The following is a 13,518-nucleotide window of genomic DNA, read 5'->3' on the forward strand; positions in this document are numbered from 1 at the left end:
TAGGTTTTAGCCAGAACGGTAGTGATGGCAGCAGTCAGGGTAGTTTTACCATGGTCAACGTGGCCGATAGTACCAACGTTGACGTGCGGTTTTGTACGTTCAAATTTTTCTTTAGACACGGCTATATTCCTTACTATAGTGCTCTCCCCTTCGGAGAGAGCACGGGACTTAGGTTTTAATCCTGTGGATTATTTACCACGGGCTTCAATAACGGCCTGAGCAACGTTGTTCGGCGCATCATCATACTTCAGGAATTCCATGGTGTATGATGCACGACCTTTGGTCAGAGAACGCAGCTGAGTTGCATAACCGAACATTTCGGACAGCGGTACTTCAGCGTGGATCTTAACGCCGGTTACTTCGGATTCCTGACCGCGCAGCATACCGCGACGACGGCTCAAGTCACCGATAACATCACCAGTGTTCTCTTCCGGAGTTTCTACTTCAACCTTCATGATCGGCTCAAGCAGAACTGGTTTTGCTTTCTTAAAGCCTTCTTTAAAGGCAATAGACGCAGCCAGTTTAAACGCCAGCTCAGAGGAGTCAACGTCGTGGTAAGAACCGAAGTGCAGACGGATACCCATATCAACTACCGGGTAACCTGCCAGCGGACCAGCTTTCAGCTGTTCCTGGATGCCTTTATCAACGGCCGGGATGTATTCGCCAGGAATTACACCACCTTTGATGTCGTTGATGAACTCGTAACCTTTCGGGTTAGAGCCCGGCTCCAGCGGGTACATGTCGATCACAACGTGACCGTACTGACCACGACCACCAGACTGCTTGGCGTGTTTACCTTCGATATCGGTAACTTTCGCGCGAATCGCTTCACGGTAAGCAACCTGAGGTTTACCGACGTTCGCTTCAACGTTGAATTCACGCTTCATACGGTCAACGATGATGTCGAGGTGCAGCTCACCCATACCGGCGATGATGGTCTGGTTAGACTCTTCGTCAGTCCATACGCGGAATGACGGGTCTTCTTTAGCCAGACGACCCAGAGCCAGACCCATTTTTTCCTGGTCAGCTTTGGTTTTCGGCTCAACGGCGATGGAGATTACCGGCTCAGGGAATTCCATACGCTCCAGAATGATCGGCGCATCCGGGTCACACAGGGTGTCACCAGTGGTTACGTCTTTCAGACCGATAGCAGCAGCGATGTCGCCCGCGCGAACTTCTTTGATCTCTTCACGTTTGTTAGCGTGCATCTGTACGATACGACCGAAACGCTCACGTGCAGCTTTCACGGAGTTCAGTACGGTATCACCAGAGTTAACCACACCGGAGTACACACGGAAGAAGGTCAGGTTACCAACAAACGGGTCGGTAGCGATTTTGAACGCCAGTGCAGAGAACGGCTCTTCGTCGCTTGCGTGACGCTCAGCCGGGGTATCTTTACCGTCGTCCAGAATACCGTTGATTGCCGGAACATCAACCGGGGATGGCAGGTAATCAATTACCGCATCCAGCATCGCCTGAACACCTTTGTTCTTGAACGCAGAACCACAGGTTACCAGGATGATTTCGTTGTTCAGAACACGCTGACGCAGAGCTTTTTTGATCTCTTCTTCAGTCAGTTCTTCACCACCCAGGTATTTCTCCATCAGCTCTTCGGAAGCTTCCGCAGCGGACTCGATCAGGTTCTGGTGCCATTCGTCAGCCAGGTCCTGCATGTCAGCCGGGATATCTTCGTATTCGAAGGTAACGCCCTGGTCTGCATCGTTCCAGTTGATGGCTTTCATTTTCACCAGGTCAACAACACCGGTGAAACCTTCTTCAGCACCAATCGCCAGCTGCAGCGGAACCGGGTTCGCGCCCAGACGGGTTTTGATCTGACCAACAACTTTCAGGAAGTTCGCACCCATGCGGTCCATTTTGTTAACGAACGCAATGCGCGGAACTTTATATTTGTTTGCCTGACGCCATACGGTTTCAGACTGTGGCTGAACACCACCAACTGCGCAGTAAACCATTACCGCACCATCAAGAACACGCATGGAACGTTCTACTTCGATAGTGAAGTCAACGTGCCCCGGGGTGTCGATGATGTTTACACGGTGCGGTTCATACTGCTTAGCCATACCAGACCAGAATGCAGTAGTCGCAGCGGAAGTGATGGTGATACCACGTTCCTGCTCCTGCTCCATCCAGTCCATGGTAGCGGCGCCGTCATGAACTTCACCGATTTTGTGGTTTACACCGGTGTAGAACAGAATACGTTCGGTAGTAGTGGTTTTACCGGCGTCGATGTGCGCACTGATACCGATGTTACGGTAGCGTGCGATGGGTGTTGTACGAGCCATTTGATTCCTCGTTTATTTCTTTAGGCGTTCAGTTAAGTTATCCAGAGCGGGCGACTCATCTGAAGCGCCCGCCTGGTGACTATGACTCCGAAGGGATTACCAACGGTAGTGTGCGAACGCCTTGTTGGCTTCGGCCATACGGTGAACGTCTTCACGTTTCTTAACTGCAGTACCTTTGTTGTCTGCAGCATCAGTGAGTTCGTTCGCCAGGCGCAGAGCCATGGATTTATCACCGCGTTTACGAGCAGCTTCAACGATCCAACGCATTGCCAGAGCATTACGACGAACCGGACGAACTTCAACTGGAACCTGATAAGTAGAACCACCAACGCGGCGAGACTTAACTTCTACAGTCGGGCGCACGTTGTCGAGAGCGACTTCGAAAGCTTCCAGTTCATTTTTACCAGAGCGCTGAGCCAGGGTCTCCAGCGCGCTGTATACGATTGCTTCTGCAGTAGATTTTTTACCATCTACCATCAGGATATTGACAAATTTAGCCAGCAGTTCTGATCCGAACTTCGGATCCGGCAGAATTTTACGCTGACCAATGACGCGACGACGTGGCATGGAAATACTCCGTTGTTAATTCAGGATTGTCCAAAACTCTAAGAGTTTAGTATGACATTAAGGTAAATCAGTTTGGCCTTACTTAACGGAGAACCATTAAGCCTTAGGACGCTTCACGCCGTACTTGGAGCGAGCCTGCTTACGGTCTTTAACGCCGGAGCAGTCAAGCGCACCACGAACGGTGTGGTAACGAACACCCGGAAGGTCTTTAACACGACCGCCACGGATCAGGATCACGGAGTGCTCCTGCAGGTTGTGACCTTCACCACCGATGTAGGAGGTGACTTCGAAACCGTTAGTCAGACGCACACGGCAAACTTTACGCAGTGCGGAGTTCGGTTTCTTAGGAGTGGTGGTATATACGCGAGTACATACGCCACGTTTCTGCGGGCAGGCTTCCAGCGCAGGCACGTTGCTCTTTGCAACTTTGCGTGCGCGTGGTTTGCGTACCAGCTGGTTAATTGTTGCCATTAAATAGCTCCTGGTTTTAGCTTTTGCTTCGTAAACACGTAATAAATCGCCTCATATAATATGAGGACGCAGAATTTTAGGGCGGTGCCGAAAAGGTGTCAAGAAATATACAACGATCCCGCCATCACCAGGCCAGCTGACCGGCATGTTTTACCGTGAGTCTGACGAAATCAGTATAGCTAACCCTACCGACACTGTCCGCAATTTGACCAGCCAGCCCGCGGGCGTCAACGTCGTCTTGCAGCACATAGAGGGTTATGGGGGCGGATTGCAGGATCTCAAGGAAGCGACCGCCGGCGATGGCCGCCGTGACGCCATCAGACAGCAATAACAGATCGTCGCCGTGATCCATCACGCGAAGCATTGCTGCGATATCGGCATGCCAGGGAGAAACACTGAGCGTATGGAGCATGGGGACCTCAGAAACGCAAAATCACATCAAATTCATGCAGACGGGCGCGCAGGGCATCCGGCGCCAGGCATTCGACATCCACCGCCCACGGAGTAGCGGGGTCCAGACCGCGCTCCCGCGCGGAGTCGGCACACAGCCAGCACTGATCGATGTCATACAGTGACAGCAGTTTAAAGGTGGCTATGTAGTCGCGAGCCAGCACTGCACCCGGCCGTTGATCGGGCAGCAGTTGAAAAACGCCGTCGCCTACAAAGAACACGCCAATCTCGTCGGTGAGCGCGGAGGTTGCTAATAAGGCATCGAGCCCTTCCCTGCCGGCGGCGCTGCCGTGCGGCGCGGAGGAAAAAATAAAAGCCACACGTTTCATCAGAACTGCACCATCCGATCGCAAGTGAGCGCGGCTTCCGCCAGCGCGCCGAGCCCGCTCAGCGTGAAGCCGGGTTGCAAATTGTGGCTGGCCAGCGCGAGCTGTTGCGCCTCACGCTCGTCCGTTACGCCTCGACGCAAGGCAGCCGCCACGCAGATGTGTAGTGCCACACCTTGTTCATCGTGCAATGATTGCCACGCGCGCACCAGATCGAACTCATCGCTGGCGGGCGCCGTCAGTTGGTTAGCGTTGAGCACGCCTTCGCGATAGAAAAAAACGCATGCCAGTTCATGACCTTCCTGCAATACGGCCTGGGCAAACTGCCAGGCGCTGCTCGCCTGCTGGGTCCCATAGGCAGGGCCAGTCACCGTGAGGGCAAAACGCATTACTTATCCAGCCCCTGGAAATCGCCGCTCTTGAACTGGCGGATATAGAGGTAGACGGTATGCTTGGAGATATTCAGACGATCGGCCACCTGGTTAATGGCGTCTTTGATATCGAAGATCCCTTTTTCGTAGAGATTCAGCACGATTTGGCGGTTTTTCGCATTATTAGACACGCTGCGATCGGCGTTCACCTCTTCAATGGTGAATTCCAGCGTCTGCGCGACCAGATCGTCAACCGAGGAAGCAAAGTTCACCGGTGAGTTGACCTCCGGCGTTTCTGGCGGAATAAAGGTGCTCATGATCTGTGAAAAAGGCACATCCAGATTCATGTTGATGCACAGCAGACCGATCACCCGATGATCGCGATTGCGAATGGCTATCGTCACCGACTTCATCAGTACGCCGCTTTTGGCACGGGTGAAGTAGCATTTGGAAACGCTGCTATCGGCGCCCGTCATATCGTGCAGCATGCGCAGCGCAAGATCGGTAATCGGTGAACCGATTTGGCGGCCGGTATGTTCACCATTGGCGATACGGATGGCAGAGCATTTAAGATCCTGCAAAGAATGCAGCACGATTTCACAGTGCGAACCGATGAGCATCGCCAACCCGTCCACCACCGCTTCATAAGATTTAAGAATATCGAAATCGGTCTGGTCAAAGGGACGTTGATCCAGCAGGTCAAGCTCGCTGGTTTCGTTGGTTAAAAGCGACCTGGACATGAAAAAAAGCACTCCTTTTCAGGAGCCTGTCGTTATTGTCAGGGCAGGCTCATCATCATTATTAAGCTATCTAAAGTAATACAGCGCCTGAGGATCTTTCCAGTTTTAATTATATCTGCGCTCAATAAAAAAGCCGCCGCCTCTGACGAGACGGCGGCCTGAACCCGATTACTTCTTAGCGTCAGCGTTCGCGTCTGCGGCTTTCGCGTCGCCAGCGGCTTCCGGCTGTGCATCCGCCTTCGGCGCCGGTTTGATATCCAGCAGTTCTACGTCAAAGACCAGCGTAGAGTTGGCCGGGATCCCCGGAACGCCGGTTTTGCCGTAAGCCAGATCCGGTGGAATGACCAGCTTGATTTTACCGCCTTTCTTGATGTTCTTCAGGCCTTCCGTCCAGCCCGGGATCACGCCGTCCAGGCGGAAAGAGAGCGGCTCACCGCGGGTATAAGAGTTATCAAACTCTTTACCGTCGATCAGGGTGCCTTTGTAGTTAACCACCACGGTGTCGCTGTCTTTCGGCGCATCACCAGTGCCTTCTTTCTCGACTTTATACAGCAGGCCAGTTTTCGATGTTTTCACGCCCTTCTCTTTAGCAAAGCTATCGCGGAAGGTTTTGCCTTTGGCTTCGTTCTCAGTCGCGTCTTTTTCCATTTTCTGCTGAGCCGCGGTCTTCACGCGCGTTTCAAAGGCCTGCAGAGTCTGTTCGATCTCCTGGTCGGACAGCTTGCTCTTATCGGCAAACGCGTCCTGTACGCCGGCGATCAGCTGGGCTTTGTCCAGCTTAATGCCCAGCTTTTCTTGTTCTTTCAGGGAGTTTTCCATGTAACGCCCGAGAGACGCGCCCAGTGCATAGGCAGATTTCTGATCGTCATTTTTAAATGCCGATTTACTCTCAGCCGCTGGGGCTGCCTTCGCCGCCGTATCTGCAGCAAAGGTCAGCGGTGCATTCAGGGCGACGGCCATTGTGGTCGCCAGCAGCGTTACTTTAAACAGTGATTTCATCCATTTCTCCAGGGCCGGGGCCTCTCACCCCAGGGTTATCGTAAAAAGCAAAAAACGTACTATAGAACGTTGCCGTTAAAATCTACATACGGACGTTCCTGAATATCGCCTCTTTTAGGACTATTTTTGTATGAATAAGTTTCCTGTCAGACGCAGCGATGCTGCGCGAAAAGAGAAACTTAAGTAGAATCCGCTCGCAGGATCAGACTAAAGAGGTTACCCATGCACGATAGCACATTAGAAACGCGCCTTGCAGAGCTGGAAAGCCGGCTGGCGTTTCAGGAAATCACCATCGAAGACCTCAATAAAACCGTGACCGCCCACGAGATAGAGATGGCGAAGATGCGGGAGCATATGCGTCTGATGATCGAGAAACTGAAGGCGACCCAACCGTCCCATATCGCCTCTCAGGCAGAAGAGACGCCGCCTCCCCATTATTGAGACGTAAAAAAAGCGGGTTTCCCCGCTTTTTTTGGCTATCCGCGCGAACGCGACGCCATTAGTGGCAACCGCAACCGCCGTTACCGCAACCACCTTTGCCGTGTTCATGGTCGTGACCATGATCGTGGCCGTGGCCGCCGCAGCAACCGTCATGACCATGGTCATGATCGTGATCGTGGCCATGAGCGCCATGCACGTGACCATGCTCCAGCTCTTCAGCCGTTGCTTCACGAATAGCGACAACTTCCACATTGAACTTCAGGTTCTGGCCAGCCAGCATGTGGTTGCCATCAACCACAACGTGGTCGTCTTCAACTTCAGTGATTTCTACCGGTACTGGACCCTGATCGGTTTCCGCCAGGAAGCGCATGCCAACCTGCAGTTCATCAACGCCCATAAAGACGTCTTTCGGTACACGCTGCACCAGGTTTTCGTCATACTGGCCGTAAGCGTCGTTAGCGCCGACAGCTACGTCAAATTTGTCGCCCACTTCGTGGCCATCCAGCGCGTTTTCCAGGCCGGAAATCAGGGAGCCGTGACCGTGCAGGTAATCCAGCGGCGCGCTTACCGGAGACTCATCAACCAACACACCGTCTTCTGTACGTACCTGATAGGCCAGGCTGACCACCAGGTCTTTTGCTACTTTCATGATATCTCCTGAGATGGGAAGAATAGTGGCGCAGATTGTAGCGGAATTCTGCAGCCGTGTACCCTCTAGCTTAAAAAAAGCCGACGGATAACGCTAGTCGGGATGAAAAATGCCAATCACCTGCTCCTCTTTGCGTACATGCTCGCGGGCCTCTTTATCCGCCTCACGCATTTGGTGACCACACTTAACGCATTCAACGACATCGACATTATTCTCACGCCACATCGCCAGCGAATCCTGCGCCTGGCACGCCGGACATTTCGCCCCGGCAATAAAACGTTTACGCACTGCCATATGATTTACCTTTATTCAAACTCGTCCCAGCCGTCCAGCTGCCGACTTTCTTTCTGCATTTCACGCTGAAAAATCTCTTCCAGTTCGCGTCGGGCTTCCCGCACGCGAGATACCTGTACCGTATCAGTATGCACTGGCATTAACTCGCGCAGCATTCGCATATCGAGCCGTCGGAAGTGCAGTTGCGCGCGCTGGGCCTGGTGAGGATGCATCCCCAGGGTGATGAGCGCTTTGCGCCCCAGTTCCAGTGCACTGGAGAAGGTTTCACGAGAAAACTGCGTCACACCGGCCTGCAGCAGCTCATGCGCCTCAACGCGACCGCGTGCGCGGGCCAGAATATGCAGATGTGGAAAGTGTTGTTGACACATTTCCACCAGCCGCATAGTGTCTTCCGGCTCATTACAGGTGATGACAATCGACTGCGCCTCTTCCGCTCCCGCCGAGCGCAGCAGCTCCAGCTGGGTAGCGTCGCCAAAATAGACTTTGTAGCCATAGTTTCGCATCAGATTCACCGCGCTGATGTCCCGCTCCAGCACTGTAATACGCATCTTATTGGCCATCAGCAGGCGACCGATAACCTGACCAAAGCGACCAAACCCGACAATAATCACCTGCGGCTTGTCATCCTCCACCCACGGCGCCTCATCGGTATCATCTGCCGGATTCAGCCGTCGCGACAATAGCTTATCTATCCCCTTCATCAGCAGCGGCGTCGTCATCATCGACAACGTCACCGCCACCAGCAGCAGCGCCATCTGGTCATGCTGGAACAACCGCTGAGAGGCGGGCAGCGAAAAGAGGACAAACGCGAACTCACCGCCCTGGCTTAATACGCCCGCAAACTGCATCCGCTCTGAACTTCGCAGGCCATAGAGACGGGCCAGCAGATAGAGCACCAGCATTTTTACCGCCACCAGCACCGCCACGCTCACCGCCACCCACAGCAGATGGGTATACAGCACGCCAAGGTTCAGCGCCATGCCGACGGAGATAAAGAACAGCCCAAGCAGCAGCCCCTTGAACGGATCGATAGCGATTTCCAGTTCGTGGCGATACTCGCTTTCCGCCAGCAGCACGCCGGCGATAAAGGTACCAAGCGCCATCGACAACCCCAGCGCCTCCATAAACAGCGCCGACCCAAGGACCAGCAGTAGCGTGGCGGCAGTAAACACTTCCCTGACCCCTGAGCTGGCGATGAAACGGAACACCGGCCGCAGCAGATAGCGTCCGCCAATCAGCATCCCGGCAAAGGCCAGGACCTTCATACCGACCGTCAGCCAGTTAACATGATCATCCGCGGAACCGGCCAGCAGGGGAACCAGCGCCAGCGCCGGGATCACCGCCAGATCCTGAAACAGCAGGACCGAAAAGCCTAACTGCCCCGATTCGCTGCGGCTCATTCCCTTCTCACGCATCAGCTGCAGCGCCATGGCGGTGGAAGACATCGCCAGGCCGATCCCGCCGACCACCGCCGCCTGCCATGAAAACCCGGTCGTCATCAGCAATCCACCGAGGATCGCCGCGCTGAGCATCACCTGCGCCGCGCCAACGCCGAAGATAGAGCTTCGCAGCCGCCATAGCTTGGCCGGATTAAGCTCCAGGCCGATGATAAACATCAGAAACACTACACCGAGCTCAGAGAAATGGAGAATTTCATCCACATCGCTGATAAACCCAAGTCCCCACGGGCCAATCGCAATCCCGGCCAGCAGATAGCCCAGCACCGCGCCAATACCCAATCTTGAGGCCAGAGGTACGGCAATAACGGCGGCGAACAAAAAAAGAACGCCCGCCAGCAGCAAATCAGATCCCGCCATGTATACCTCCGGCGGTAAGGGGATTGGCCAGCCAGTCCCGGTAGGCTCGAGCGCGGCTACGCAATTCCTCTGGCTGTTGCCGCCGGGCCCAGTAGACAATAATGGGGCTCATCCAGTGCATACGGCACATGCCGGCGGTCAGTTCAAAAGGACGTAAAATATCGTTCATCGGATAGCGATTGGCATCGCGACGGTAGGCGCTCTCAGGTTCACCGGTGGTGATCACACTACGCCAGTACTTTCCCGCCAGTTCGTTTCCTCCGGCACCGCTGGCGAAGCCGCGGCTTAACACACGATCCAGCCACTCCTTGAGCAGCGCCGGACAGCTCCAGGTATATAAAGGATGCTGGAAAACAATCACCTCATGCTGGCGCAGCAGGTCCTGTTCATGAGCGATATCGATAAAAAAATCCGGATAGTGCGCGTAAAGATCGTGCACGGTGACGTTCGGCAACTGTAAGGCCGGCTCTAATAAAACCCGGTTGGCCACGGAATCATGAGATTCTGGGTGGGCATACAGCAGCAACACTTTCGCTGTCTGAGACATCATTCCCCTCCCGTAGGTCTTCTGGCGGCCTGCGCAGCCCCGGTGTTCTGACACCGCCAGAATGACTTTGTGTATCGTCTTCGTTTTGGGCTACCATGGCGGCCCGGTGAAGCGATTCGCTTCCACACTACATTATCATAATGACAAATTAACATAGTCTGAACATACGGCGCCTTATGATTGTTTTCTCCTCGTTACAAATTCGTCGCGGCGTACGCGTCCTGCTGGACAACGCCACCGCTACCATCAACCCTGGCCAAAAGGTCGGTCTGGTGGGCAAAAACGGCTGCGGGAAATCGACGCTGCTATCGCTTTTGAAAAACGAGATAAGCGCTGACGGCGGCAGTATGACCTTTCCAGGCAGCTGGCAGCTGGCATGGGTGAATCAGGAAACCCCGGCGCTGCCTCAGCCGGCTATCGATTATGTTATTGATGGCGATCGTGAATACCGCCAGCTGGAAGCCGCGCTCCAGCAGGCAAATGAGCGCAACGACGGCCATGCCATCGCCACGGTCCACGGCAAGCTGGACGCCATCGACGCCTGGACCATCCGTTCGCGCGCTGCCAGCCTGCTGCACGGTCTGGGATTCAGCAACGAACAGCTGGAGCGGCCGGTCAGCGATTTTTCCGGCGGCTGGCGTATGCGCCTTAACCTCGCCCAGGCGCTGATTTGCCGATCCGATCTGCTGCTGCTCGATGAACCGACTAACCACCTCGACCTCGATGCCGTCATCTGGCTCGAAAAATGGCTTAAGGGTTACACAGGGACGCTGATCCTGATCTCCCACGATCGCGATTTTCTCGATCCTATCGTCGACAAAATTATCCATATCGAACAGCAGACGATGTTTGAGTACACCGGTAACTACAGCTCGTTCGAAGTGCAGCGCGCTACCCGTCTCTCTCAGCAGCAGGCGATGTACGAAAGCCAGCAGCAGCGCGTTGCGCATCTACAAAGCTATATCGACCGCTTCCGCGCTAAGGCCACCAAGGCCAAGCAGGCGCAAAGCCGTATCAAAATGCTCGAACGGATGGAGCTTATCGCCCCGGCGCACGTGGATAACCCGTTCCACTTCAGCTTCCGCCAGCCGGAGAGTCTGCCTAACCCGTTACTGAAAATGGAGAAAGTCAGCGCCGGTTACGGCGAGCGTATTATCCTCGACTCCATCAAGCTCAATCTGGTGCCGGGCTCGCGCATCGGCCTGCTGGGCCGCAACGGCGCCGGGAAGTCGACTCTGATTAAGCTGCTGGCGGGTGAACTCCAGCCGGTGAGCGGCGAGATCGGTCTCGCAAAAGGTATCAAGCTCGGCTACTTCGCCCAGCATCAACTGGAGTTCCTGCGTGCCGATGAGTCGCCGCTGCAGCACCTGGCGCGCCTGGCCCCGCAGGAACTGGAGCAGAAACTGCGTGATTATCTGGGCGGCTTTGGTTTCCAGGGCGATAAGGTCAGCGAAGAGACCCGCCGCTTCTCTGGTGGAGAAAAAGCGCGACTGGTACTGGCCCTGATCGTCTGGCAGCGCCCTAACCTGCTGCTGCTCGATGAACCGACCAACCACCTTGACCTCGATATGCGTCAGGCCTTAACCGAAGCGCTGATCGACTTTGAAGGGGCGCTGGTTGTCGTGTCGCACGATCGTCACCTGATCCGTTCCACCACCGACGATCTGTACCTCGTCCATGACGGTAAAGTCGAGCCGTTCGACGGCGATCTGGAAGATTATCAGCAGTGGCTCAGCGATTCGCAAAAACAGGAATCACAGAGCAGCGACGCGCCAAAAGAGAGCGGCAACAGCGCCCAGGCGCGCAAGGACCAGAAGCGTCGGGAAGCGGAACTGCGCAGCCAGACCCAACCGCTGCGCAAAGAGATCGCCCGTCTGGAAAAAGAGATGGACAAGCTCAACGCGCAGTTGGCCAGTGCGGAAGAAAAACTTGGCGACAGTGAGCTTTATGACGCCTCACGTAAAGCCGAGCTGACCGAATGCCTGCAGCAGCAGGCCAGCGCGAAGTCCGGGCTGGAGGAGTGTGAAATGGCCTGGCTGGAGGCCCAGGAGCAGCTGGAGCAGATGCTTCAGGAAGGCTAATATTGACTTCCTCATCCTGCCTGCGCGTACGATGCCGCTGGCAGGGTGGGTTTCTGCCCTCTCCATGGCCTGCCATCAGTGACATCAATGATTTGTTTTTGCTGTAACCTGGCGTCGCTGGCCACAAGACCACATATTGGCTAACCCCTGTGCGCCCTGCGCGGTATAGTCATCATCACGTTTATTAATTGTTCTGGTGCTATGGTTGAAATCATCCCCACAGACATGACGCCCCCCGAAAACGATTCGCGTGAGTTCCATCCGATGCGCGGCGTGGGCAATCGTCATCTGCAAACCATGCTGCCGCGGCTGATTCGCCGTAAATTGCGCTTTACCCCGCACTGGCAGCGCCTTGAGCTGCCAGACGGCGATTTTGTCGATCTAGCCTGGAGCGAAGACCCGCATCAGGCGCGCCATAAGCCGCGCCTCGTCGTCTTTCATGGTCTCGAAGGAAGCCTGCACAGCCCGTACGCCCATGGTCTGATCCATGCGGCGATGCAGCGCGGCTGGCTGGGCGTGGTTATGCATTTCCGCGGCTGCAGCGGCGAACCTAACCGCAATAACCGCATCTATCACTCCGGCGAAACAGAAGATGGCACCTGGTTTCTGCACTGGCTACAGCGCGAGTTTGGTCCCGCGCCGACTGCGGCCGTCGGCTATTCACTAGGCGGCAATATGCTGGGCTGCCTGCTGGCAGAAGAAGGCGACCGCTGCCCGCTGGATGCGGCGGTGATCGTCTCCGCGCCTTTTATGCTGGAAGCCTGCAGCTATCATATGGATAAGGGCTTCTCGCGGGTTTATCAGCGCTATCTGCTCAATCTGTTAAAAGCCAATGCCTCACGCAAGCTGAAAGCGTATCCTGGCTCACTGCCTGTCGATTTACGCCAGCTTAAAGGGATGCGCCGCATCCGGGAATTTGACGATATGATCACCGCCAAAATCCATGGTTTCGCCGATGCGCTGGATTATTACCGGCAATGCAGCGCCATGCCGCGGCTCAGCGATATCACTAAGCCAACGCTCATCATTCACGCGAAAGACGATCCATTTATGGATCACCACTCCATACCACCGCAGGAGCAACTGCCGGCGAACGTTGAGTATCAATTAACTGAGCAAGGCGGCCACGTTGGTTTCGTCGGCGGCACCCTGCGTAAGCCGGAGATGTGGCTGGAAAGACGCATCCCGGACTGGTTAAACCGTTGGCTGGAGGTCCCCGTATGATTATTCCCTGGCAGGATCTGGATCCCGAAACGCTGGATAACCTGATTGAAAGCTTTGTGTTACGTGAAGGCACCGATTATGGTGAACATGAACGTTCACTTGCCGATAAAGTCGCCGATGTAAAACAGCAGTTGAAACGCGGAGAGGCGGTTCTTGTGTGGTCGGAACTGCATGAGACGGTCAATATTATGCCGCGCGCGCTGTTTAACGGCTAAGGCGACGCCACTACATCGTTTAA

The 13,518-nt window shown here is 54.9% G+C and carries 17 protein-coding genes; 4 read left to right on the forward strand and 13 right to left on the reverse strand.

Annotation, left to right across the window (positions count from 1 at the left end; translation table 11 throughout):
* From HMPREF3096_RS28360 to fkpA, 9 genes are all read right to left on the reverse strand, one after another.
* On the reverse strand, nucleotides 1-119 hold a 119-nt coding region (locus HMPREF3096_RS28360; protein WP_000031649.1), incomplete at its 3' end, for a GTP-binding protein.
* Between the two features lie 69 nt (nucleotides 120-188).
* Nucleotides 189-2,303: an elongation factor G gene (fusA, locus tag HMPREF3096_RS01275; protein ID WP_008807045.1), complete on the reverse strand. Its 2,115-nt coding sequence runs from the start codon at nucleotides 2,301-2,303 to the stop codon at nucleotides 189-191.
* Between the two features lie 96 nt (nucleotides 2,304-2,399).
* Entirely contained in the window at nucleotides 2,400-2,870 is a 471-nt protein-coding gene (gene rpsG, locus HMPREF3096_RS01280; RefSeq protein ID WP_008807044.1) for a 30S ribosomal protein S7, read from the reverse strand.
* A gap of 96 nt (nucleotides 2,871-2,966) precedes the next feature.
* Nucleotides 2,967-3,341 carry a 30S ribosomal protein S12 gene (rpsL, locus tag HMPREF3096_RS01285; protein ID WP_002920115.1) on the reverse strand — a complete coding sequence of 125 codons (375 nt, stop codon included), beginning with the start codon at nucleotides 3,339-3,341 and terminating at the stop codon, nucleotides 2,967-2,969.
* Between the two features lie 124 nt (nucleotides 3,342-3,465).
* Nucleotides 3,466-3,753 carry a sulfurtransferase complex subunit TusB gene (tusB, locus tag HMPREF3096_RS01290; protein WP_008807043.1) on the reverse strand — a complete coding sequence of 96 codons (288 nt, stop codon included), beginning with the start codon at nucleotides 3,751-3,753 and terminating at the stop codon, nucleotides 3,466-3,468.
* A gap of 7 nt (nucleotides 3,754-3,760) precedes the next feature.
* Nucleotides 3,761-4,120 (reverse strand): sulfurtransferase complex subunit TusC, encoded by a 360-nt coding sequence (tusC, locus tag HMPREF3096_RS01295; RefSeq protein ID WP_008807042.1) that lies wholly within the window; start codon nucleotides 4,118-4,120, stop codon nucleotides 3,761-3,763.
* The gene (gene tusD / locus HMPREF3096_RS01300) at nucleotides 4,120-4,506 is read right to left on the reverse strand and encodes a sulfurtransferase complex subunit TusD (protein WP_008807041.1); all 387 of its coding nucleotides are present in this window, start codon (nucleotides 4,504-4,506) and stop codon (nucleotides 4,120-4,122) included. The genes tusC and tusD overlap by 1 nt, the downstream gene beginning before the upstream one ends.
* Nucleotides 4,506-5,228, reverse strand: a complete 723-nt coding sequence (locus tag HMPREF3096_RS01305; RefSeq protein WP_002920130.1) for a helix-turn-helix transcriptional regulator — start codon at nucleotides 5,226-5,228, stop codon at nucleotides 4,506-4,508. Before HMPREF3096_RS01305 ends, tusD begins: the two co-directional genes overlap by 1 nt.
* A 168-nt stretch (nucleotides 5,229-5,396) precedes the next feature.
* Nucleotides 5,397-6,227 carry an FKBP-type peptidyl-prolyl cis-trans isomerase gene (fkpA, locus tag HMPREF3096_RS01310; protein ID WP_022064590.1) on the reverse strand — a complete coding sequence of 277 codons (831 nt, stop codon included), beginning with the start codon at nucleotides 6,225-6,227 and terminating at the stop codon, nucleotides 5,397-5,399.
* 222 nt (nucleotides 6,228-6,449) lie between these two features.
* On the opposite strand from fkpA, the gene HMPREF3096_RS01315 reads away from it, so the two are divergent.
* The gene (locus HMPREF3096_RS01315) at nucleotides 6,450-6,668 is read left to right on the forward strand and encodes a protein SlyX (protein WP_002920136.1); all 219 of its coding nucleotides are present in this window, start codon (nucleotides 6,450-6,452) and stop codon (nucleotides 6,666-6,668) included.
* A 58-nt stretch (nucleotides 6,669-6,726) separates the two neighbouring features.
* Here the strand turns inward: HMPREF3096_RS01315 and slyD are convergent, their stop codons facing one another.
* The 4 genes from slyD to kefG all read right to left on the reverse strand — a co-directional run bounded on the left by slyD (nucleotide 6,727) and on the right by kefG (nucleotide 9,978).
* The gene (gene slyD, locus HMPREF3096_RS01320; RefSeq protein ID WP_008807039.1) at nucleotides 6,727-7,317 is read right to left on the reverse strand and encodes a peptidylprolyl isomerase; all 591 of its coding nucleotides are present in this window, start codon (nucleotides 7,315-7,317) and stop codon (nucleotides 6,727-6,729) included.
* A 93-nt stretch (nucleotides 7,318-7,410) separates the two neighbouring features.
* The gene (locus tag HMPREF3096_RS01325) at nucleotides 7,411-7,611 is read right to left on the reverse strand and encodes a YheV family putative zinc ribbon protein (protein WP_002920143.1); all 201 of its coding nucleotides are present in this window, start codon (nucleotides 7,609-7,611) and stop codon (nucleotides 7,411-7,413) included.
* Nucleotides 7,612-7,622: 11 nt separating this feature from the next.
* The gene (gene kefB / locus HMPREF3096_RS01330) at nucleotides 7,623-9,428 is read right to left on the reverse strand and encodes a glutathione-regulated potassium-efflux system protein KefB (RefSeq protein WP_032731329.1); all 1,806 of its coding nucleotides are present in this window, start codon (nucleotides 9,426-9,428) and stop codon (nucleotides 7,623-7,625) included.
* Nucleotides 9,415-9,978 carry a glutathione-regulated potassium-efflux system ancillary protein KefG gene (kefG, locus tag HMPREF3096_RS01335; protein WP_008807037.1) on the reverse strand — a complete coding sequence of 188 codons (564 nt, stop codon included), beginning with the start codon at nucleotides 9,976-9,978 and terminating at the stop codon, nucleotides 9,415-9,417. The genes kefB and kefG overlap by 14 nt, the downstream gene beginning before the upstream one ends.
* Nucleotides 9,979-10,151: 173 nt before the next feature.
* Here kefG and HMPREF3096_RS01340 point away from each other — a divergent pair, with 173 nt between their 5' ends.
* The 3 genes from HMPREF3096_RS01340 to HMPREF3096_RS01350 all read left to right on the forward strand — a co-directional run bounded on the left by HMPREF3096_RS01340 (nucleotide 10,152) and on the right by HMPREF3096_RS01350 (nucleotide 13,495).
* Nucleotides 10,152-12,056, forward strand: a complete 1,905-nt coding sequence (locus HMPREF3096_RS01340; protein ID WP_008807036.1) for an ABC transporter ATP-binding protein — start codon at nucleotides 10,152-10,154, stop codon at nucleotides 12,054-12,056.
* A gap of 225 nt (nucleotides 12,057-12,281) precedes the next feature.
* Nucleotides 12,282-13,280, forward strand: coding sequence for a hydrolase (locus HMPREF3096_RS01345; RefSeq protein ID WP_162493231.1), 999 nt, complete (start codon nucleotides 12,282-12,284; stop codon nucleotides 13,278-13,280).
* Nucleotides 13,277-13,495, forward strand: a complete 219-nt coding sequence (locus HMPREF3096_RS01350) for a YheU family protein (protein ID WP_002920151.1) — start codon at nucleotides 13,277-13,279, stop codon at nucleotides 13,493-13,495. Before HMPREF3096_RS01345 ends, HMPREF3096_RS01350 begins: the two co-directional genes overlap by 4 nt.
* Nucleotides 13,496-13,518 lie beyond the last annotated feature (23 nt).

The organism is Klebsiella sp. HMSC25G12 (assembly GCF_001807705.1).
GTDB classification, from domain to species: Bacteria; Pseudomonadota; Gammaproteobacteria; order Enterobacterales; family Enterobacteriaceae; genus Klebsiella; species Klebsiella variicola.

Excerpts from the sequence above, each read along its gene's own strand:
- fusA (WP_008807045.1), bottom strand. The coding sequence starts at position 2,303 with ATGGCTCGTACAACACCCATCGCACGCTACCGTAACATCGGTATCAGT.
- rpsG (WP_008807044.1), bottom strand. The coding sequence starts at position 2,870 with ATGCCACGTCGTCGCGTCATTGGTCAGCGTAAAATTCTGCCGGATCCG.
- rpsL (WP_002920115.1), bottom strand. The coding sequence starts at position 3,341 with ATGGCAACAATTAACCAGCTGGTACGCAAACCACGCGCACGCAAAGTT.
- tusB (WP_008807043.1), bottom strand. The coding sequence starts at position 3,753 with ATGCTCCATACGCTCAGTGTTTCTCCCTGGCATGCCGATATCGCAGCA.
- tusC (WP_008807042.1), bottom strand. The coding sequence starts at position 4,120 with ATGAAACGTGTGGCTTTTATTTTTTCCTCCGCGCCGCACGGCAGCGCC.
- tusD (WP_008807041.1), bottom strand. The coding sequence starts at position 4,506 with ATGCGTTTTGCCCTCACGGTGACTGGCCCTGCCTATGGGACCCAGCAG.
- HMPREF3096_RS01305 (WP_002920130.1), bottom strand. The coding sequence starts at position 5,228 with ATGTCCAGGTCGCTTTTAACCAACGAAACCAGCGAGCTTGACCTGCTG.
- fkpA (WP_022064590.1), bottom strand. The coding sequence starts at position 6,227 with ATGAAATCACTGTTTAAAGTAACGCTGCTGGCGACCACAATGGCCGTC.
- HMPREF3096_RS01315 (WP_002920136.1), top strand. The coding sequence starts at position 6,450 with ATGCACGATAGCACATTAGAAACGCGCCTTGCAGAGCTGGAAAGCCGG.
- slyD (WP_008807039.1), bottom strand. The coding sequence starts at position 7,317 with ATGAAAGTAGCAAAAGACCTGGTGGTCAGCCTGGCCTATCAGGTACGT.
- HMPREF3096_RS01325 (WP_002920143.1), bottom strand. The coding sequence starts at position 7,611 with ATGGCAGTGCGTAAACGTTTTATTGCCGGGGCGAAATGTCCGGCGTGC.
- kefB (WP_032731329.1), bottom strand. The coding sequence starts at position 9,428 with ATGGCGGGATCTGATTTGCTGCTGGCGGGCGTTCTTTTTTTGTTCGCC.
- kefG (WP_008807037.1), bottom strand. The coding sequence starts at position 9,978 with ATGATGTCTCAGACAGCGAAAGTGTTGCTGCTGTATGCCCACCCAGAA.
- HMPREF3096_RS01340 (WP_008807036.1), top strand. The coding sequence starts at position 10,152 with ATGATTGTTTTCTCCTCGTTACAAATTCGTCGCGGCGTACGCGTCCTG.
- HMPREF3096_RS01345 (WP_162493231.1), top strand. The coding sequence starts at position 12,282 with ATGACGCCCCCCGAAAACGATTCGCGTGAGTTCCATCCGATGCGCGGC.
- HMPREF3096_RS01350 (WP_002920151.1), top strand. The coding sequence starts at position 13,277 with ATGATTATTCCCTGGCAGGATCTGGATCCCGAAACGCTGGATAACCTG.